At 66.5% G+C, this 20,367-nt stretch carries 15 protein-coding genes, 8 tRNA genes and 1 pseudogene; 5 read left to right on the forward strand and 19 right to left on the reverse strand.

The features are described 5' to 3' along the window. Positions 1–7: 7 nt before the first annotated feature. The 18 genes from DACI_RS24015 to folC form a co-directional block, all read right to left on the reverse strand. Entirely contained in the window at positions 8–3,097 is a 3,090-nt protein-coding gene (locus DACI_RS24015; protein WP_012206562.1) for an efflux RND transporter permease subunit, read from the reverse strand. A 4-nt stretch (positions 3,098–3,101) separates the two neighbouring features. Next, positions 3,102–4,319, reverse strand: a complete 1,218-nt coding sequence (locus DACI_RS24020) for an efflux RND transporter periplasmic adaptor subunit (RefSeq protein ID WP_012206563.1) — start codon at positions 4,317–4,319, stop codon at positions 3,102–3,104. A 41-nt stretch (positions 4,320–4,360) separates the two neighbouring features. Then, complete coding sequence (locus tag DACI_RS24025; RefSeq protein ID WP_043783642.1) at positions 4,361–5,809, reverse strand: TolC family protein; 1,449 nt, start codon at positions 5,807–5,809, stop codon at positions 4,361–4,363. A gap of 226 nt (positions 5,810–6,035) precedes the next feature. Then, complete coding sequence (locus tag DACI_RS24030) at positions 6,036–6,404, reverse strand: hypothetical protein (RefSeq protein ID WP_224986538.1); 369 nt, start codon at positions 6,402–6,404, stop codon at positions 6,036–6,038. Between the two features lie 289 nt (positions 6,405–6,693). Continuing rightward, a tRNA-Asp gene (locus tag DACI_RS24035) sits at positions 6,694–6,770 on the reverse strand. A 44-nt stretch (positions 6,771–6,814) separates the two neighbouring features. Continuing rightward, a tRNA-Glu gene (locus DACI_RS24040) sits at positions 6,815–6,890 on the reverse strand. 37 nt (positions 6,891–6,927) lie between these two features. Then, a tRNA-Ala gene (locus DACI_RS24045) sits at positions 6,928–7,003 on the reverse strand. 13 nt (positions 7,004–7,016) lie between these two features. Continuing rightward, a tRNA-Asp gene (locus DACI_RS24050) sits at positions 7,017–7,093 on the reverse strand. A gap of 44 nt (positions 7,094–7,137) precedes the next feature. Then, positions 7,138–7,213, reverse strand: a tRNA-Glu gene (locus DACI_RS24055). A gap of 72 nt (positions 7,214–7,285) precedes the next feature. After that, a tRNA-Asp gene (locus DACI_RS24060) sits at positions 7,286–7,362 on the reverse strand. A gap of 44 nt (positions 7,363–7,406) precedes the next feature. Next, positions 7,407–7,482 (reverse strand) — tRNA-Glu (locus DACI_RS24065). A 38-nt stretch (positions 7,483–7,520) separates the two neighbouring features. Beyond that, a tRNA-Ala gene (locus tag DACI_RS24070) sits at positions 7,521–7,596 on the reverse strand. A gap of 70 nt (positions 7,597–7,666) precedes the next feature. Further along, the gene (gltX, locus tag DACI_RS24075; RefSeq protein ID WP_012206566.1) at positions 7,667–9,073 is read right to left on the reverse strand and encodes a glutamate--tRNA ligase; all 1,407 of its coding nucleotides are present in this window, start codon (positions 9,071–9,073) and stop codon (positions 7,667–7,669) included. Beyond that, positions 9,070–10,284, reverse strand: coding sequence for an O-succinylhomoserine sulfhydrylase (locus tag DACI_RS24080; RefSeq protein WP_043782438.1), 1,215 nt, complete (start codon positions 10,282–10,284; stop codon positions 9,070–9,072). Before DACI_RS24080 ends, gltX begins: the two co-directional genes overlap by 4 nt. 219 nt (positions 10,285–10,503) lie before the next feature. Next, positions 10,504–12,012 carry an amidophosphoribosyltransferase gene (gene purF, locus DACI_RS24085; RefSeq protein WP_012206568.1) on the reverse strand — a complete coding sequence of 503 codons (1,509 nt, stop codon included), beginning with the start codon at positions 12,010–12,012 and terminating at the stop codon, positions 10,504–10,506. Positions 12,013–12,145: 133 nt separating this feature from the next. After that, positions 12,146–12,637 carry a CvpA family protein gene (locus tag DACI_RS24090; protein ID WP_012206569.1) on the reverse strand — a complete coding sequence of 164 codons (492 nt, stop codon included), beginning with the start codon at positions 12,635–12,637 and terminating at the stop codon, positions 12,146–12,148. Positions 12,638–12,686: 49 nt separating this feature from the next. Continuing rightward, positions 12,687–13,634: an SPOR domain-containing protein gene (locus DACI_RS24095; RefSeq protein ID WP_012206570.1), complete on the reverse strand. Its 948-nt coding sequence runs from the start codon at positions 13,632–13,634 to the stop codon at positions 12,687–12,689. Positions 13,635–13,704: 70 nt separating this feature from the next. Next, a complete protein-coding gene (gene folC / locus DACI_RS24100) occupies positions 13,705–15,027 on the reverse strand; it encodes a bifunctional tetrahydrofolate synthase/dihydrofolate synthase (RefSeq protein ID WP_012206571.1) in 1,323 nt (440 codons plus the stop codon). A gap of 79 nt (positions 15,028–15,106) precedes the next feature. Between folC and DACI_RS24105 the strand changes: the two genes are divergently transcribed. From DACI_RS24105 to argG, 4 genes and pseudogenes are all read left to right on the forward strand, one after another. Beyond that, positions 15,107–15,484: an ArsC family reductase gene (locus tag DACI_RS24105; protein WP_013801585.1), complete on the forward strand. Its 378-nt coding sequence runs from the start codon at positions 15,107–15,109 to the stop codon at positions 15,482–15,484. 127 nt (positions 15,485–15,611) lie between these two features. Then, positions 15,612–16,355, forward strand: a pseudogene (locus tag DACI_RS24110) (glycine zipper 2TM domain-containing protein). 127 nt (positions 16,356–16,482) lie between these two features. Continuing rightward, positions 16,483–16,800, forward strand: coding sequence for a pyrimidine/purine nucleoside phosphorylase (ppnP, locus tag DACI_RS24115; protein ID WP_012206574.1), 318 nt, complete (start codon positions 16,483–16,485; stop codon positions 16,798–16,800). Positions 16,801–16,918: 118 nt separating this feature from the next. Then, positions 16,919–18,253, forward strand: coding sequence for an argininosuccinate synthase (gene argG / locus DACI_RS24120; protein WP_012206575.1), 1,335 nt, complete (start codon positions 16,919–16,921; stop codon positions 18,251–18,253). Between the two features lie 201 nt (positions 18,254–18,454). Here argG and DACI_RS24125 read toward each other — a convergent pair whose 3' ends face one another. Beyond that, positions 18,455–19,354, reverse strand: coding sequence for a LysR family transcriptional regulator (locus DACI_RS24125; protein ID WP_012206576.1), 900 nt, complete (start codon positions 19,352–19,354; stop codon positions 18,455–18,457). Between the two features lie 138 nt (positions 19,355–19,492). Here DACI_RS24125 and DACI_RS24130 point away from each other — a divergent pair, with 138 nt between their 5' ends. Beyond that, a complete protein-coding gene (locus DACI_RS24130) occupies positions 19,493–20,362 on the forward strand; it encodes an MBL fold metallo-hydrolase (RefSeq protein WP_012206577.1) in 870 nt (289 codons plus the stop codon). The last annotated feature ends 5 nt before the right edge of the window (positions 20,363–20,367 follow it).

The following is a 20,367-nucleotide window of genomic DNA, read 5'->3' on the forward strand; positions in this document are numbered from 1 at the left end:
TCCTTCATCAGGCTTCCAGCGGTTTCTCGTCAAACCAGCGGTACAGGGTCGGCAACACCACCAGCGTGAGCAGGGTGGACGAGATCAGGCCACCGATCACGACGATGGCCAGCGGGCGTTGCACCTCCGAGCCGGGGCCGGTGGCGAACAGGAAGGGCACCAGGCCCAGCAGCGCGACGGTGGCCGTCATCATCACGGGGCGGAAGCGCTGCACGCAGCCTTCGCGCACGGCCTCGGCCACGTCCATTCCATCCTCGCGCAGCTTGCGGATGCAGGTGACCAGCACCACGCCGTTGAGCACCGCAATGCCCCACAGCGCGATGAAGCCCACCGATGCCGGCACGCTCACGTATTCGCCCGTGACGAACAGGCCTATCAGTCCCCCGATGGAGGCGAAAGGCAGCACCAGGATGATCAGCCCGGCCAGCTTGACTGAATTGAACAGCACGAACAGCAGGAAGAAGATGGCCACGATGGTCAGCGGCACGATCACCTGCAGCGTGCCCATGGCGCGCTCCATGTTCTCGAACTGGCCGCCGTACTTGAAGTAGTAGCCGTCGGGCAGTTGCACTTCCTTGTCGATGCGCTGCTGCACTTCGGTCACGAAGCCGCCCAGGTCGCGCCCTTCCACGTTGGCGCCCACGACCACGCGCCGCTTGCCGCCTTCGCGGCTGATCTGCGCGGGTCCGTCCACCAGTTCGATGCGGGCCACGCTGTTGAGCGGAACCTGCGCGCCGGTGCTGGTGGTCAGCAAGGTGGCGCCGACAGCCTGGGGCGAGCCACGGAAGGGCTCGGGGAAGCGCACGACCACGTTGTAGCGGCGCTCGCCCTCGTAGACCGTGGTCACGTCCTTGCCGCCGATGGCCGACTCGATCACGCCCTGCACGTCGGTGACGTTCAGGCCGTGGCGGGCAATGGCCTTGCGGTCGATATCCACCGTGAGCGCCTGCTGGCCCGACAGCCGCTCGACGCGGATGTCCGTGCTGCCCGGCACGCTCTTGAGGATGCGGGCCACCTGTTCGGAGACATCGCGCAGATCGTCCAGCTCGTCGCCGAAGACCTTGATGGCCAGTTGCGAGCGCACGCCCGTGACCATTTCATCCACGCGCTCGGAGATCGGCTGGGACAGCACGATCTGCACGCCCGGGATCGAGGACAGGCGCTGGCGGATGTCTTCGTCGATCTCGTCCTGGGTGCGGTCGGACTCGGGGTCCAGCAGCACGATGGGGTCGGACTCGTTGGGGCCTGCGGGATCGGCCGGCGATTCACCGCGTCCGAGCTTGGAGACCACGCTGAGCACGCCGGGCACCTCGGCCACGGCCTTCATCGCCGCCATTTCCATGCGGATGGACTCGTCCAGCGAGATGCTGGGCACGCGGTTGATCTGCGGCGTCAGCGCGCCCTCCTTCATGGTGGGCATGAAGGACTTGCCCAGCAGCGGGAACAGTCCCAGCGAGCCCAGCAGCAGCGCCACGGCCACGGCCAGCGTGGCGCGGTTGCGTGCGGTGGCCAGGTCCAGCAGGCGCAGGTAGTGGCGCTTGAGGAAGGCGATCAGGCGCGTGTCATGGTCCGCGCCGCCCTTGAGGAAGTACGAGCACAGCACGGGCGACAGGAACAGCGACACGGCCAGCGAGACCGCCAGCGAGATCGCGATGGTCAGCGCCAGCGGGCCGAACATCTTGCCCTCGATGCCCTGCAGCGTCATCAGCGGCAGGAACACCAGGATGATGATGGCGATGCCGAAGATGGTGGGCGTGGCCACCTCGGTGGTGGCCGAGAGCACGGTGCGCACGCGTGCGCCCATGCTGTCGCCGGCCTGGCCGAGCTTGTGGAACACGTTCTCCACCACCACCACGGTGGCATCGACCATGAGGCCGATGGCGATCGCCAGCCCTCCCAGCGACATGAGGTTGGCCGAGATGCCCCAGCGGTTCATCATGATGAAGGTGGTCAGCGGCGTGATGATCAGCGTGGCCACCACGATCAGGCTGGAGCGCACGTCACCCAGGAAGATGAAGAGCACCACGACCACGAGCAGGATGCCCTCGATCAGCACCTTGCCCACGGTCCACAGCGCCGAGTCGACCAGGTCGGTACGGTCGTAGTAGGGAACGATCTGCAGGCCGCCGGGCAGCATGCCCTTGGAGTTGATCTCCTGCACGCGCTCCTTCACGCGGGTGACGACTTCCTTGGCATTGCCGCCGCGCATCATCAGCACGATGCCGGAGACGCCTTCGGTGTAGCCACCCTTGATGATGGCGCCCTGGCGCACTTCCTGGCCCAGCTGGACCTCGGCCACATCGCGCACGAAGACCGGCACGCCGCCATCCTGCTTGAGGACGATGTTGCCGATGTCCTCCAGCGACTGGATCAGGCCCACGGCGCGGATCAGGTACTGCTCGGTGACCTGGGGCAGGATGCCGCCGCTGGCGTTGGCGTTGTTGTCGGCGATGGCCTGGACCACATGGCGCACGGACAGGCCGTAGTGGCGCAGCCGGCCTGGGTCAACCTCCACCTGGTACTGCTTGACGTAGCCGCCCTGCGAGTTGATTTCGGCCACGCCGGGAATGGAGCGCAGCAGCGGGCGCGCCACCCAGTCCTGGATGGTGCGGCGCTCGGTCAGTTCCTCGGGCGTGAGGGCCCGCTTGCCGTCGTCGGGATGGTCCAGCGTGTACTGGTAGACCTCGCCCAGGCCCGTGGACACCGGCCCCAGCACGGGGATGATGCCTTCGGGCATGCGCGGCGTGACCTCCATCAGCCGCTCGGTGACGAGCTGGCGCGCAAAGTACACGTCGGTGGTATCGGTGAAGACCAGAGTGATGATGGACAGGCCGCTCTTGTTGAGCGAGCGCATCTCCACCAGGCCCGGCATGCCGGTCATGGCGATTTCCAGCGGCACGGTCACGAAGCGCTCGATTTCCTCGGGCGAGCGGCCTGGCGCCTCGGTAGCGACCTGAACCTGGACGTTGGTCACGTCAGGAAAGGCATCCACCGACAGATTCATGGCGGCGCGCAGGCCAAAGCCGCACAGCACCAGCGAGAGCACGATCACGATGAGTCGCTGGCTCAGTGCGGCCCGGATCATGGAAGCGATCATGGGCTTACTCCAGCTCTGCGCGCTTGCGCTCGTTGTTCAGGTGGAAGGCGCCCGTGGTGACGATGACCGTGCCATCAGCCACGCCCTTGTTCACGGGGCGCATGCCGCCGCTGGCGGTGCCCAGCTCGACGGGCGTGAGGCGGTAGTGGTTCTCGCCCTTCCTGACGAAGACATGGTCGCGATCGTTCTCGCGCACCACGGCCTCGGCCGGCACGGCCAGCAGCTGGCGCACCTCGCCCTGGATGCGCATGGTGGCCAGCATCTGGGGCTTGAGGTCGCGCTCGGTGTTGTCCACCTGGGTGCGGATGGTGACGGTGCGGGTCTCGGGCGTCACGGTGTCGCCCACATGCACGATCTGGCCGGACAGCACGCGCTCGCCCAGGGCGGGCACGGCGATCTCCACGGCCTGGCCGGCGCGCACGCCGCTGGCCATCTGCTCGGGGATCGCGCCCACCACCCAGACGCTGCTCAGGTCGGCCACGGTGAACAGCGGATCGCCGGGCTGGGTCACCTGGCCGGAGCTGACCTTGCGCTCGATCACCACGCCGGCCCCTGTGGACAGCACGGCGGCATGCGACTGCAGCGTGCCCTTGTCGCGCAGCTGGGCGATGGCGCTGTCGGGAATGCCGATCAGGCGCAACTGGTCGCCGGCAGCGCGCTGCTCGGCGCGCGCAATCGACAGCTCGGACTCGCGGCGCTGCAGCTCGGCCGAGCCGATGACATCAGCCGCGATCAGCTGGCGCGCGCGCTCCACGCCGCGCTCGGCCAGCGTGGCGGCGGAGTGTGCACGCAGATAGGCCAGCTGGGCGGTGGTCAGCTCGGGGCTGGCCACGCGGGCCAGCACCTGGCCCGCGCGCACGCGGTCGCCCACTTCGACCAGCACCTCGGTCACGCGCCCCGTGGCGGCCGCGCCAATGCGGGTGACCTGGCGCTCATTGGCCTCGATGCGGCCGGACACCTCCTGCAGCAGCGCGATCTGCGCCTGCGCCACGGGCTTGACGGCGAAGTTGGGCGCCATCTCGGCGGTCACATGGACCTCCATCGGGTCCTGCTCCTGGGCAGCGGCTGCCGCTGGCGCCGCCTTGGCCTCGGCCTCTTCGTTCTTGCCGCAGGCGCTCAGCGCCAGCGTTGCGGCCAGCAGGCCGGCCAGGGCCAGGGAGTTCACCAAGGTGCTGCTGCCTGCGCGGGCGGCGATGGGTTTCGGATGCATATTCAAGGACATGTTCGTTTCTGATTTCGGGTGTGAGGCAGGGACGGCGCGCTTCACAGCGCGGACGGATCGTCGTAGCGGCCCGCCAGGTATTCGAGCTGTATGCGCGCCGCCTGCAGCTGGTAGCGCGCGTCGAGCAGGTCTGCACGGATGGAGCGCAGCACGCGCTGCGCATCGAGCACATCGAGAATGCCGCGCTCACCGAAGCGGTAGGCGGCCTCGGCCACGCGCAGGGCCGACTCGGCCTCGCGCACCGAACCCTGGCTCAGTGCCTGGGTGCGCAGTCGTGCCATCTCCAGCTCCTTCCAGGCCTGCAGCGTCTGCTGGCGCAGCTCGATCTGCCGGCCTTCCAGCTGCAGACGCGCGCGCTCCAGCTCGGAGGCGGCCTCGTCGATGGGGCCGCGGTGCTGGTCGAGCAAGGGGATCTGGATGCTCACGCCCACCGTGTTCAGGCGCACGTCGGGCTCGCGCGTCTGGCCGTAGCGCAGCTCCACGCCCGGCCAGCGCGAAGCCTTGGCACCGTCAAGCCGCGCCTGCGCACGCTCGACCTCCGCCTTGAGCTGGCGCAGTTCGGGATGCTCCATGGGATCGATCTCGCCCATGTCCTCGATGCGCAGCGGGTCCTCCAGCGACACATCCAGGCGGAAGCGCACGGGCAGCTGGCCTGCGGCCAGGCGGCCCAGCGACAGCTGCGCCTGCTCGGCGCGCAGCCTTGCGGTCTGCTCCTGCTGGCGCGCCTGGATGATTTCGGCATCGGCCTTGATGATTTCGTAGCGGGCCGCCTCGCCGCTGTCCACGCGGACGCGGACGCGCTCATGGGCCTGCTCCAGAAGGCGCACCGCCTCCTTGGCGGCCTCGACCTCCGCCTCGCGCAGCACCATTTCGTAGGCGCGCAGCCGCACCTGGGCCACCAGCGCATTGCGCGTGGTCGCCACGAAGTGCACCGAGCCCTGCTCGCCTGCCCTCGCGGCCTCCACGCGTGCACCGCGCACGGCGGGGTTCTCGATGGGCAACGCCACGGCCCAGCCCTGCACCGTGCCGGCCGCCGCGCCAGGCACGCGGGCGCTGTTGCGGCCCTGGTTCCATTCGAGCTTGGGATTGGGCAGCGCCGAGGCACTGACCACACCTGCGCGCGCCGTGGTCCGCGACTGCTCGACAGCGCGCAGATCGGGGTTGTGGTCCAGCACGGCGCGAACGACCTCGTTCAGGCTCAGCTGGGGCAGGCGCTGTGCGGCAGCCGAAGCCACCGAAGGGCCCGCTGCAGCCGCTGTGGCCTCTGCTGCCGAACCGGCCTTCGGCACGATCGGCGTACGGGATGCCGCGGCCTCGGCGGCCGCGGCGGCGGCTGGAGCCGCCTGGGTCATGGGAGGCTGGGATGCCTGTGCCGAGGCACCGGCACCCCAGCCCACCAGCAGGCTGCAGATCGCGCCTTGCAAGGCCTTGCGCGAAAAGGATGGAAAACGAGCGGGGGCCATTCCCGCCAATACCGTTGGATTCACCATGGCATGCATCTGCCGCGAAACGACAGTCGAGGGGTTGAGTAAGAGATGGGCCCTCCCCTGCGGACAACGTGGGGACGGGCATGGCCGGGCCGTGCGCAGTCAGCGCGCGGACGACGGCATGGCATGCACGCCAGCAAGGCGCGCACGAGCAGTGATCAGGCAGTGGGATGCGTCAGCCGACAAGGGGCGCAGGGGGCACAAGGCATGCCTGCGCCGCAATATGCGGTCAGCCGAGCAGGGAAGGTCTTGGAGGGCGCAGCAGCTGGCCCGGAGCGGGCGACAGGTGCGCCTGGGAATAGGTCGAAGGCGGGGCCCACAGCGACACCACCTGCACGGCGATGGGCTCGGGCGGCCAGTACATCTCGGCGGAGCGGTCCTCGCCACAGGCCAGCAGGGCCAGCAGCTGGCGGGTATTGCCGCCGTGTGCCGTCAGCTCGGCAAACTCCGTCTCGTCGTCTTCCTCGACTTCCGCGAGTTCTTCGAGGAATTCCTCATCGATGGTCACGATGGGGTGGTGCGCCAGCAAGCCATCGCTTTCCAGTCCATCGGACGATGCCGACGCCGCCACCTGTCCACAGAAGATGGACAACAGCATCAGCAAGGAAAACAGGAACGATGGCGCAAGGCGCATGGGGCGAGACGAAGGCGGGAGCAGTGAAAGTGAATGCCCCGTGATCGGGACACCATCTATTGTTACGAATGTTGAGGCAAAGTTCCGGGTTTGCCCTTAAAAAATCTGTGGCAAAGCCCGCTTTTCGCACATGCATGCCTGCTCCCAAGCGAAAGCGAGGCAGCCATGCAGGCGAGCTGCACGCGGCAGAAACAAAAAAGCCACCTTGCGGTGGCTTCTTGTCTGTGCAGACGCTGGGTTTGCACAAGGAATCTGGCGGAGTGGACGGGACTCGAACCCGCGACCCCCGGCGTGACAGGCCGGTATTCTAACCAACTGAACTACCACTCCTGGCAGACAGCTTTTGCGCTCTTTCGAGCCAAGTGCTGCAAACTTGGCGACCCTACGGGGATTCGAACCCCGGTACTCACCGTGAAAGGGTGATGTCCTAGGCCTCTAGACGATAGGGTCAATCCTAGAACTTGCGTAAATACTCAAGTTTCAATTTTGGTGGAGGTAAACGGGATCGAACCGATGACCTCTTGCATGCCATGCAAGCGCTCTCCCAGCTGAGCTATACCCCCAAAAATCCGATACTGGCGGAGTGGACGGGACTCGAACCCGCGACCCCCGGCGTGACAGGCCGGTATTCTAACCAACTGAACTACCACTCCTGGCAGGCTGCTTTTGTGCTCTTGCGAGCCAAGTGCTGCAAACTTGGCGACCCTACGGGGATTCGAACCCCGGTACTCACCGTGAAAGGGTGATGTCCTAGGCCTCTAGACGATAGGGTCACAGCCTATGATCCGCCGATAAAAAAGCGCCTTCGTTTTTTCAAAGGCGCTTACATACCAAGCGGCAAATTTTGGCGGAGTGGACGGGACTCGAACCCGCGACCCCCGGCGTGACAGGCCGGTATTCTAACCAACTGAACTACCACTCCTGGCAGACAGCTTTTGCGCTCTTTCGAGCCAAGTGCTGCAAACTTGGCGACCCTACGGGGATTCGAACCCCGGTACTCACCGTGAAAGGGTGATGTCCTAGGCCTCTAGACGATAGGGTCAATCCTAGAACTTGCGTAAATACTCAAGTCTCAATTTTTGGTGGAGGTAAACGGGATCGAACCGATGACCTCTTGCATGCCATGCAAGCGCTCTCCCAGCTGAGCTATACCCCCTTCATGCTGCAATCGCTGCTTCTTGTTAGTTGCTGCGTTTGCATCAGAGACTCGAATTATAGACAGGTTTTTAGCGGTTTTTCAAACGGGCCAGAATTTTTTCACGACCCAGCAGCTCCAGCACCGCGTCCACCGAAGGCGTGTGCGCCGTGCCCAGCGTCAGCACGCGCACCGGCATGGCCAGTTGCGGCATCTTCAGGCCCTGGGCCTTGAGCACTTCCTTGATCAGGGCGGCAATGGCTTCCTTGCTCCACTCCACCGAGGCGATGCCTTCGGCGAAGGCGTCCAGGGCGGGCGCCACAACATCGGTCACATGCTTGGCCAGGTCTTCGGCGTTGCGGTCGAAGGCGTCCACATAGAACAGACGCACCCAGCCGGCCAGATCGACCAGGGTTTCGCAGCGGTCCTTGAACAGGGCGCAGATGCGCGGCAGGCGGTCGTCGGCATCGAGCAGGGCCTGGTCCAGACCCGTCTTGAGCACGAAGGGGCGCACCAGCTCTGCCAGGGCCGCATCGTCCAGGGCCTTCAGGTGCTGGGCGTTGACCCAGCGCAGCTTGGCCTCGTCGAACTGGCCTGCGCTGCGGCCCAGGTGGTCGAGGTTGAACCACTCCAGGAACTGGGCGCGGCTGAAGATTTCGTCGTCGCCATGGCTCCAGCCCAGGCGGGCCAGGTAGTTGACCATGGCGTCGGGCAGGTAGCCTTCGTCGCGGTACTGGGTGACGGCCTTGGCGCCGTTGCGCTTGCTCATCTTCTCGCCCTGCTCGTTGAGCACTGTGGGCAGGTGGGCGAACACGGGCACGCTGGCGCCCAGCGCCTCGAAGATGTGGATCTGGCGCGGCGTGTTGTTGACGTGGTCGTCGCCACGGATGACATGGGTGATGGCCATGTCCATATCGTCCACGCAGACGCAGAAGTTGTAGGTGGGCGTGCCATCGGGACGCGCGATCACCAGGTCATCCAGCTCGCTGTTCTGGAACTCGATGCGGCCCTTGCACTTGTCTTCCCAGGCCACGACGCCGCCCTGCGGCGTCTTGAAGCGCAGCACGGGACGCACGCCTTCAGGCACGGGCGGCAGCACCTTGCCTTCTTCAGGGCGCCAGGTGCCGTCGTAGCGCGGCTTTTCCTTGTTGGCCATCTGGCGCTCGCGCAGGGCGTCGAGTTCTTCCACGCTCATGTAGCAGGGGTAGACATGGCCCGAGGCCTGCAGGCCTGCCAGCACCTCCTTGTAGCGGTCCATGCGCTGCATTTGATAGAACGGACCTTCGTCATGGTCCAGCTGCAGCCAGGCCATGCCTTCGATGATCACGTCCACCGAGGCCTGGGTGGAACGCTCCACGTCGGTGTCTTCGATGCGCAGGATGAAATCACCACCCGTGGCGCGTGCGAAGGCCCAGGGATACAGGGCCGAGCGGATGTTGCCCAGGTGGATGAAGCCCGTGGGAGACGGGGCAAAACGGGTTCGTACTTTTTGTGTCATTGCAGGGTATCCAGTCCGCGGGACAGATCGTTCTTGATGTCGCCCAGGTATTCCAGTCCGACGGAGATGCGCAGCAGGCCCTGGCCGATGCCGGCGACGCGGCGCTGCTCTTCGCTCAGGCGGCCATGCGAGGTGCTGGCCGGGTGGGTGATGGTGGTCTTGACGTCGCCCAGGTTGGCCGTGATCGAGCACACCAGGGTGCTGTCGGCCACATGGAAGGCATTGGCGCGCAGTTGCTCGGCGCCCTCGCCCACCACGTCGAAGGACAGCACGCCGCCGCCCATGCCGTTTTGCTGGCGCATGGCCAGCTCGTGCTGCGGGTGGCTGGCCAGGCCCGGGTAGTAGACACGGGCGACCTTGGGATGGGCCTCCAGCCAGGTGGCCAGCTCCAGCGCGGCGGCGCTTTGCGCCTTGACGCGCAGGGACAGCGTCTCCAGACCCTTGAGCACCACCCAGGCGTTGAACGGCGCCAGGTTCAGGCCGCCGCTGCGCAGGAAGGTGCCCATGACCTTGTCCACCAGCGCCGTCGTGCCGCAGACCGCGCCCGACATGACGCGGCCCTGGCCGTCCAGCAGCTTGGTGCCGGAGTGCACGACCAGGTCGGCACCGAACTGGGCGGGCCGCTGCAGCGCGGGCGAGGCAAAGCTGTTGTCCACCGCCAGCAGCGCGCCATGGGCGTGCGCCAGTTCGGCCAGCGCGGCGATGTCGCACAGGTCGGTCAGCGGGTTGGTCGGCGTCTCGGCGAACAGCAATCGCGTGTTGGGACGAATGGCCGCCCTCCAGGCCTGCACATCGGTCTGCGAGACAAAGCTGGTCTCGATGCCGAAGCGCGCCATCTCGCCGCCCAGCAGCTTGATGGTGGAGCCGAACATGGACTGCGAGCAGATCACATGGTCGCCCGCCTTGAGCGTGGTCAGCGCCACCAGCAAGATGGCCGACATGCCGGTGGACGTGGCCACGGCGCATTCCGTGCCTTCCATGGCGGCCAGGCGCTGCTCGAAGCTGGTCACCGTGGGGTTGGAGGTGCGGCTGTAGGTGTAGCCGGGCTCTTCGTTGGCGAAGCGGCGCGCTGCCGTTGCGCAGTCGGGCTGCACGAAGCTGCTGGTCATGTACAGGGCTTCGCTGTGCTCGCCCCACTGGCTTCGTTCCACGGCCACGCGCAGGGCCAGCGTATCGGGATGCAGGCCTTCGGGAAGTGTCTTGTTCGTCACGTTGATGGTCCTTGGGGTCGGGCGCGGCCCGCCGATGGCGGCGGTGCCCGGAAAAAAGGAGCTAGAAACACTTGTCACCTGGGGACTTGCTGGGCGTTGCAGCCTGCAGTCCTCCAGCACCAGCGCTTTTAGCTCATTTGTCAAAAAAGGGCGGGCCTCAGGCCCGCCCCCGTATTGTCACTGAAGCCCGATCGCTCTGACTCAGGCTCGGGCTCGGGCTCAGGCTTCCTGGGCGTTGGGCAGGGACAGGCGCGAGGCGTCGCTGGACTCTTCCTCGCCGCCGCGGTTGCGGCCTTCATTGAGTGCCGTGACTTCGTCCTCGGAGATGTCGCCCGTGATGTAGACGCCATCGAAGCACGAGGCCTCGAAGCCCTGCACCTGCGGGTTGATCTTGCCCACGGTCTGCTTCATGGCGGCCACGTCCTGGTAGATCAGCGCGTCGGCACCGATGACCTGGCGGATTTCCTCGACCGTGCGGCCATGCGCCACCAGTTCGGCGCGCGTGGGCATGTCGATGCCGTAGACGTTGGGATGGCGCACCGGAGGCGCTGCCGAGGCCAGGTAGACCTTGACGGCACCGGCATCACGCGCCATCTGCACGATTTCCTTGGAGGTGGTGCCGCGCACGATGGAGTCATCCACCAGCAGCACCTTGCGGCCCTTGAACTCGCTGCCGATGGCGTTGAGCTTCTGGCGCACCGATTTCTTGCGCGAGGACTGGCCCGGCATGATGAAGGTCCGGCCCACGTAGCGGTTCTTGACGAAGCCTTCGCGGTACGGAATGCCCAGCAGCTGGGCCAGCTGCATGGCGCTGGGGCGGCTGGATTCGGGAATCGGGATGATGGCGTCGATCTCGTTGGGCGGCACGGTGGAGACCACGCGCTTGGCCAGCGTCTCGCCCATGTTCAGGCGGGCCTGGTAGACGGAGATGCCATCCAGCACGGAGTCCGGGCGGGCCAGGTAAACGTACTCGAACACGCAGGGGTGCAGCTCGCTCTTTTCAGAGCACTGGCGGGTTTCGACCTGGCCGTCGCTGTGCACGAAAACGGCCTCGCCCGGGGCGACATCGCGCTCGAGCTGGTGCAGCGTGCCTTCCAGGGCCACGGACTCGCTGGCCAGCATCACCGAGCCGTCGGCACCGCGGCCCATGCACAGGGGGCGGATGCCGAACGGGTCGCGGAAGGCCAGCAGGCCGTAGCCGGCGATCAGCGCGATCACCGCATACGAGCCCTTGATGCGCTTGTGCACGGCGCTGACGGCCTGGAACACGTCTTCGCTCTTGAGCGGCGCGCCACTGCTGGCGCGGGCCAGCTCGTGGGCCAGCACGTTGAGCAGGACTTCGGAGTCGCTCTCGGTGTTGGTGTGGCGGTGGTCGGTGTCCGACAGCTCCTCGCGCAGCTGCTTGGCATTGGTGAGGTTGCCGTTGTGCACCATGACGATGCCGAAGGGCGCGTTCACGTAGAAGGGCTGGGCCTCTTCCTCGCTGGTCGCGTTGCCGGCCGTCGGGTAGCGCACCTGACCCAGGCCCACCGTGCCCGGCAGGGCACGCATGTTGCGGGTGCGGAACACGTCGCGCACCATGCCCTTGGCCTTGTGCATGAAGAACTTGCGCTCCTGCTGGGTCACGATGCCTGCGGCATCCTGGCCACGGTGCTGCAGCAGCAGCAGGGCGTCATAGATCAGTTGATTCACGGGCGCGGTGCTGACTACACCAACGATTCCACACATAGTTGCGTTCCATCCGTTTGCGAAGGTCGCCCTTCGCTGTCTGGGCCGTAGCAGCCACCCATTGGCCACGCCTGCGCCCGATTTCTCTATCCAAACTGTTTCTGCCAGCCGACTCCTGCGCTGCAGCGCCTTGTCATGCAGCCGGCAGATAGCGTCCCCATTCCTGCGGCAGCTGTGGCAAAACCACAGCCAGCGCCTGCATCAGCCATGGCGCCAGGGCTGAATCCTGCCACCACTGCCCCTGGTGCAGCGGCGTGTAGCTGATCACCATCGTTGCCACCAGGGCCAGCAGCGCCCCGCGCAGCACGCCGAACAGCGCGCCCAGCGTGCGGTCCACGGGCCTCAGGCCCACCGCCTCGATCAGCCGGCGCGACAGCCAGGACACCAGGCCCCAGCCGAACAGCGCCAGCACGAACAACAGCACAAAGCCTGCGGCGTAGCGCAGCTGCATGTCCCAGTCCTGCATGGGCAGCCACAGCGCCACGTCGGCCGCCCAGATGCGGGCCACGACAAAGGCCACCAGCCAGCCCAGCAGAGACAGCACCTCGTACACCAGCCCGCGCCAGGCGCCAAGCAGCATCGAGGCCAGCACGCAGGCCAGCAAAACCCAGTCCACCGTGGACATACGCTATTTCTGTGCGCCCGTGCTGCTTTGCAAGATGTACGTCACCGCGTCAGAGCTTGATCACCGACGCCGGCAGGCCCTGGCCCTTGACGCGCGCCGCCGCCTTGTCGGCTTCGGCCCGGCCGTTGAACGGGCCCACACGCACCCGCGTGCGCTTGCCGTCCTTGGTGTCCACCACCTGCGTGAAAGTCTTCAGGCCCGCCAGCTCCAGCTTGGCGCGGATTTCCTGGGCCTTGCCGGCGTCGGAGAAGGCACCGACCTGCACGATGAAGCGTTCGTCCGTCGCCGCGGCCGCCGTTGAAGCGGCGGGCGCGCTGCGTCCTTCCAGCAGGGCCCGGGCACGCGCGGCGTCGTCGCTCCTGGACGGCTCGGGCTTGGGTTCGGGCTTTGGCTTGGGCTCGGGTTTCGGCTCGGGCTTGGGCTCCGGCTTGTGTTCGGGCTTCGGCTGCTCCGGCTTGGGCTTGGGTTCCGGCTTGGGTTCCGGCTTGGGCTCGGGTTTGGTCTCAGGCTTGGCGGCGGGCTTGGGCTCCGGCTTTGCCTCGGGCTTCGCTTCAGGCTTGACCGGAGCCACCTGGGAAACGGGAGGGGCCACAGGCATGGACGGCACGGACGGCGCCGAAGGCCTGCCCATGGGAACCTCTTCCTCATCGGCACCCAGCGAGGCCTGGGCCGACACGCGGCCCGTCGGCGCAGCCGCGCCATGCGAATGGGCGTCCACGGCATTGGCGCCGGGCACGACCAGGGGCGCAACCTTGTCGCGGTCAGGAATCTCGATGGGGATGTCTACGGGAATCGGACGCGGCTGGGTGTCGAACAGCAGGGGGAAACCCACCACGCCCGCCAGGACCAGCACGGCAGCGCCGATGAGGCGGTGGCGCGCCCGGCGGCGCATGACATCGACGCTTTCCGCCTGTCCCAGCCGTGTGGGCCGCCTCGATGCGGACGACGAATCACCGTCGTCTTTTTTGCCGGGCCAACGAAAATTGAAAAATGCCATGGAGTGCGGACTCGTTCATATCGGCCACCACAGCGGCCACGATGGCCGCCTGCGGTGCGGATCACTGGATTCAGGTGCCCAGATGCTTGGCGTTCAGCCGGGGCGGGCCGTCCTGCAGCACGCCGCCCACCGTGAAGAACGAGCCAAAGACCACGATTCTATCAGTGGGACCTGCGGCCAGAACCGCTGCATCCAGCGCCAGCTGCGGGTTTGCGAAGGTGGCCACCGACAGCTCGCGGGGCACGCCGGGCGCGGGCGGCAGGGCTTCGATCTTCTGGCGCAGCACTTCGGCGCTTTCGGCACGCGGCGTGGGCAGGTCGGTCAGGTACCAGCGGTCGATCAGCGGTGCGATCCTGCCCAGCATGGGCGCCAGGTCCTTGTCGTGCATGGCGCCGAACACCGCATGCGTGCAGGGGAAGTAGCCCATGGCGTCGAGGTTGGCCGTCAGCGCCGCCACCGAATGCGGGTTGTGCGCTACGTCCAGCACCAGCGTGGGCTGGCCCGGAATGATCTGGAAACGCCCCGGCAGCTCGACCATGGCCAGCCCCGTGCGCACGGCCTGGGCCGTGACCGGAAGGCGGCTGCGAATGGCTTCGAGCGCGGCCAGCGCACCCGATGCATTGACCAGCTGGTTGGCGCCGCGCAGCGCCGGATAGGCCAGGCCCGCATAGCGCCGCCCGCGTCCTGCCCAGCCCCACTGCTGCTTGTCGCCCGAGAAGTTGAAGTCCTGGCCCAGGCGCCAGAGATCGGCGCCAATGGCCTGTGCATGGTCCAGCACGCTTTGCGGCGGCATGGGATCGCTGACCACCACCGGCCGACCGGCGCGCATGATGCCGGCCTTCTCGCGGCCGATGCTCTCGCGGTCCGGGCCCAGGAACTCCACATGGTCGATGTCGATGCTGGTGATGACGGCGCAATCGGCGTCGATCACGTTCGTGGCATCCAGCCTCCCGCCCAGGCCCACCTCGAGAATCGCCACATCCAGCCTGGACTGGCTCATCAGCCGCAGGATGGCCAGCGTGGTGAATTCGAAATAGGTGAGCGCCACTTCCGTGCCCTGCACGCGCGCCTGCTCCACGGCCTCGAAGTGCGGCAGCAGCTCGGCGGCCTTCACGATCTCGCCGCCCACGCGGCAGCGCTCCTCGAAATGCACCAGATGCGGCGATGTGTAGACGCCGGGGCGAAAGCCCGACTGCAGCGCCACGGCCTCCAGCATGGCGCAGGTCGAGCCCTTGCCATTGGTGCCCGCCACCGTGATCACGGGGCAGTCGAAACGCAGGTCCAGGCGCTGGGCGACTTCGCGCACGCGATCCAGGCCCAGCGCGATATTCTTGGGGTGCAGGCGCTCGCAATATGCGAGCCATGCATCCAATGTGGGAAATGAGGTGTGCATACTGCGCGCTATTGTTACCCAGGGACAGTGTCCTTATGGGGTCCTCGCCATCCGCGGACTGCGGCAACTGCAACCAATCATGACCACCTCAAACACTGTGACGCTCTACGGCATTCCCAACTGCGACACCGTCAAGAAGGCCCGCGCCTGGCTTGCCGACCAGGGCATCGCCTACGAATTCCACGACTTCAAGAAACAAGGCGTCCCTGCCGCTCAACTGCCTGCCTGGATGCAGGCCGTGGGCTGGGAAAAGCTGCTCAACCGCCAGGGCACTACCTGGCGCAAGCTCGACGCCGACACCCAGGCAGGCGCCCAGGACGCGGCCGGTGCCGCAGCCCTCATGCAGCAGCAGCCCAGCGTCATCAAGCGCCCGGTCGTCCAATGGCCGCAGGGACGCATCACCGTGGGTTTTGCGCCCGACGCCTGGGCAGAGCTGGCCCACGAGGGCAAGCGCTAACACTGCCGTCAAGCCTGGAACAGCTTATTACGTGGATTTACGCAGCCGCAAACAGCTTTTCGGGCCCGAGGAATACACTTGCATGGAGCCTGGCAGGAAGTACCGCCAGCGCAACAGGAGTGCAAACATGAAATCCCTGGTTCTTTTGACGCTGGCGGCCACCACCGCCACCGTAGCCCTGGCCCAGGAGCAAGGCCGGGTGCTTTCCGTGACCCCGGTGACGCAATAGGTGGCCGTGCCCCAGCAGGTCTGCCGCGATGAGAACGTCTACTCGGGCCAGCGCAGCACCTCGGGCGCGGGCGCCGTGCTGGGTGCGCTGGCAGGCGGCGTGGTGGGCAATGCCATTGGCCACGGCGGCGGACGCGCTGCGGCCACGGCAGCCGGCGTGATTGGCGGCGCCATGCTGGGCAACCAGGCTGAAGCCTCGGGACAGCAGCCCCAATACCAGACGGTGCGCAACTGCACCACCCAGACCTACTACCAGAACCGCGCCGTAGCCTACGACGTGGTCTATGAGTACGCGGGCCGCAACTACACGACGCGGACCGCCACGCCGCCTGGCGACTGGATTGCACTGAGCGTGCAGCCCGCCGCCAACAGCGGCGCCTACGGCAGCAATGGTTACTACAGCACCAACCAGCCGCCCCAGGCCGCGTACTCCACCACGCCCGTGCCGCCGCCCGTGGTCTATGAAAACAATTACTACGACGGTGGTTACTACCCGGCCCAGCCGGTGCAACCGGTGTATTCGGCAGGTGACTATGTGGCGCCCGTGGTGATTGGTGCAGCCCTTGCTGCCGGCGTGTACTACGCCTCGCGTCCCAGCTATCACGGCTGGCGCGGCGGCTACCGCCATGGCTGGCGCCGCTGAGGCCGCCATGCGCTCGCCCTGCAAGCCCCGACAAGGGGCTTTTTGCATGGCGGCGGCCAGCACGTACGGGCAGCGGCCGGGTGCTGGCCTAAAATGGGCGGTTTAGTCCACCCTCTGCCCAGCTTCCATGACCACCGAAACCATCTCTGGCATCACCCTGACCACCAAGGCCAATGTCTATTTCGACGGCAAATGCATCAGCCACGGCTTCACGCTGGCCGATGGCACGAAGAAGTCTGCCGGCGTGGTGCTGCCCAGCCAGCTGACTTTCGGCACGGCCGCTGCCGAGATCATGGAATGCGTGGCCGGCTCCTGCGAGTACAAGCTCGACGGCTCGGACCAGTGGCTCACCTCCAAGGCCGGCGAGTCCTTCCAGGTGCCTGCGAACTCCAAGTTCGACATCCGCGTGACCGAGGCCTACCACTACATCTGCCACTACGCCTGAGCGCCTGAGCGCCTGAGCAGACCGACGCATTCGACATGACGGCGCCAAGGCGCCTTCCGTGTTTTCCGGCAGCCGCGTCCCGCACGCCAGCCGCCATCGTTTTTGAGAGAAGCATCGTATGGAAACCATCCTGCAAAACGTTCCCGTCGGCCAGAAGGTCGGCATCGCCTTCTCGGGCGGCCTGGACACCAGCGCTGCCCTGCGCTGGATGAAGAACAAGGGCGCCCTGCCCTACGCCTACACGGCCAACCTGGGCCAACCCGACGAGGCCGACTACGACGAAATCCCCCGCAAGGCCATGGAGTACGGCGCCGAGCAGGCACGCCTGATCGACTGCCGCTCGCAGCTGGCCGGCGAAGGCATTGCCGCCATCCAGGCCGGCGCCTTCCACATCTCCACGGGCGGCATCACCTACTTCAACACCACGCCCCTGGGCCGTGCCGTGACCGGCACCATGCTGGTGGCCGCCATGAAGGAAGACGACGTCAACATCTGGGGTGACGGCTCGACCTTCAAGGGCAACGACATCGAGCGCTTCTACCGCTACGGCCTGCTGACCAACCCCGCGCTGAAGATCTACAAGCCCTGGCTGGACCAGACCTTCATCGACGAGCTGGGCGGTCGCGCCGAGATGTCAGCCTTCATGACCAAGGAAGGCTTCGGCTACAAGATGAGCGCCGAGAAGGCCTACTCCACCGACAGCAACATGCTGGGCGCCACGCACGAGGCCAAGGACCTGGAGTTCCTGAACAGCGGCATCCGTATCGTCAACCCCATCATGGGCGTGGCGTTCTGGAAGCCCGAAGTCGAGGTCAAGGCCGAGGAAGTGTCGGTGACCTTTGACGAAGGCCGCCCCGTGGCCATCAACGGCAAGGAAATCGCCGACCCCGTGGAGCTGTTCCTGGAAGCCAACCGCATCGGCGGCCGCCACGGCCTGGGCATGAGCGACCAGATCGAGAACCGCATCATCGAAGCCAAGAGCCGCGGCATCTACGAAGCCCCCGGCATGGCCCTGCTGCACATCGCCTACGAGCGCCTGGTGACCGGCATCCACAACGAGGACACCATCGAGCAGTACCGCATCAACGGCCTGCGCCTGGGCCGCCTGCTGTACCAGGGCCGCTGGTTCGACCCGCAGGCCATCATGCTGCGCGAAACCGCCCAGCGCTGGGTGGCCCGCGCCGTGACCGGCACCGTGACGCTGGAACTGCGCCGCGGCAACGACTACTCCATCCTGAACACCGAATCGCCCAACCTGACCTACGCTCCCGAGCGCCTGTCGATGGAAAAGGTCGAGGACGCGCCTTTCAGCCCCGCCGACCGCATCGGCCAGCTGACCATGCGCAACCTGGACCTGATGGACACGCGCGACAAGCTGGCCATCTACGCCAAGGCCGGCCTGCTGTCGCTGGGCACCAGCACCGCCCTGCCCCAATTGGGCGGCAAGGAATGACCTACACCCCCTGAGCGGCTGACGCCGCTTCCCCCTCTCTACTCGCTTCGCGAGGGAGGGGGACGACGCCCTCGCTGCGGGGCGGTCCTTGCTCGGCGTCCCTGGCATGGGACGCGCCCGCCAAGCACGCGACGCCATGGGCCAGAAAATCGCACACTTGCATCCCACAAGCCGCCGCAAGGCGGCTTTTTTACGCCCTTGCTACCAGCGCGCGCCCTCGAAGCGCTGCACGAGAAAATCCAGCAGCGCGCGCACGGCCACCGGCAGGTGGCGGCGCGAGCTGTACAGCGCATGCACGGTCAGCGGCTGCGGGCGCCAGTCCGGCAGCACCAGCTCCAGCTGGCCGGCCTGCAGCATGGGCTGGACCAGGTAGGTGGGCTGGAAGGCGATGCCCGCACCCTCGACGGCAGCGGCGGCCAGCACGGTGGCTTCGTTGGCGTTGAACCAGGTGGTGACGGCGATCTGCTGCTCATCGCTTTCGTCGTCACGCCGCGCCAATTGCCAGACATTGCGGCCCACGCGCATATGGCCCAGGCAGCGGTGGGCCTGCAACTGGGCCGGTGTCTGCGGCCGCCCTGCCGCGTCCAGGTAGGCGGGCGAGGCCACCAGCACCGATTCGCACACGGCCAGCGGCCGGCCGATGAGTGCCGCGCCGGGATCGGCGCTGATGCGTATGGCCAGGTCGATGCGCTGCTGCACCAGGTCCAGCGCGCCGTCGTCCACCAGCAGGTCGATCTTGAGGTGCGGGTGCAGCCGCATGAACTGCGCAATGGCCGGCGCCATCTGCGCATGGCCGAAGGACATGCTGCAGGTCACGCGCAGCAGGCCGCGCAACTGGCTGTCGCCGGCGCGCATCTCGCCTTGCACCTCATCGGCCAGGGCCAGCATCTGCTGGCTGTAGCGCAGGCACTGCGCACCGGCATCGGTGAGCGAGACGCGGCGCGTGGTGCGGTGCAGCAGGCGCGCGCCCAGCCACTGCTCCAGCGACTCCACATGGCGCGTGGCCATGGCACGCGACAGGTCCAGCCGCTCGGCCGCCGCCGTGAAGCTGCCGCATTCGGCCACCGTGGCAAACACCTGCATCGCCAGCAATCGGTCCATGGATCTGCTCTATTTCTGCAACAAACAAGCGCATATTCTGCGGTTTATCTGCTCGATTTCAAAAACTAAAGTACGGCACATGGCAGCACGGCGCTGCCACCCGTTTTCTGTCTTGTGCTTTTTTCAAAGGAAATCGACATGCTTCGCACCACCGTGCTTTCGCTCACCCTGGCCCTGTCGGCCGGCCTGTCCCATGCCCAGGCGCCCGCCCCGCTGCAGATGAAGGTCTACCAGGCCGACGAACACAGCTTTGCCGTGACCTCCACCCTGATCACCGGCGCCAAGGAGGCCGTGGTCGTGGACAGCGGCTTCACCCGCGCCGACGGCCTGCGCATTGCCGCCAATGTGCTGGACAGCGGCAAGCAGCTGACCACCATCCTCATCAGCAATGCCGACCCCGACTACTACTTCGGCGCCGAGGTGCTGAAGAACCTGTTCCCGCAGGCCAAGGTCGTGGCCACGCCCGCCGTGCGCGAGAAGATCGAGTCCAAGCTGCAGGGCAAGCTGGCCTTCTGGGGCCCCAAGATGGGAGCCAACGCCCCCAGCCATCCCGTGCTGCCCGAGGCCCTGCAGGGCAATACGGTGACCGTGGACGGCCAAACGCTGGAGCTGCGCGGCACCACCGGCCCGCTGGCACACCGCCCCTATGTCTGGGTGCCTGCGCTGCAGGCCATCGTCGGCAACGTGGGCGTGTTCGGCAACCTGCATGTCTGGACGGCGGACACGCAAAAGAGCGCCGAGCGCAAGGCCTGGCTGGCGCAGCTGGACGAGATGCAGGCCCTCAAGCCCGCCGTCGTCGTGCCCGGCCACATGCAGGCCGGCACCGCCATGGACGCCAGCGCCATCGCCTATACACGCGACTATCTCCAGCGTTTCGAGGCCGCCGCCGCCAAGGCCGCAAACAGCGCCGAGCTGATCGGCGCCATGAAGCAGGCCTACCCGCAGGCCGGCATGGCGCTGTCGCTGGACATTGGCGCCAAGGTGAACAAGGGCGAGATGCCCTGGTAAGCAGG

The sequence above is a fragment of the Delftia acidovorans SPH-1 genome, assembly GCF_000018665.1.
Taxonomy (GTDB): domain Bacteria; phylum Pseudomonadota; class Gammaproteobacteria; order Burkholderiales; family Burkholderiaceae_C; genus Comamonas; species Comamonas acidovorans.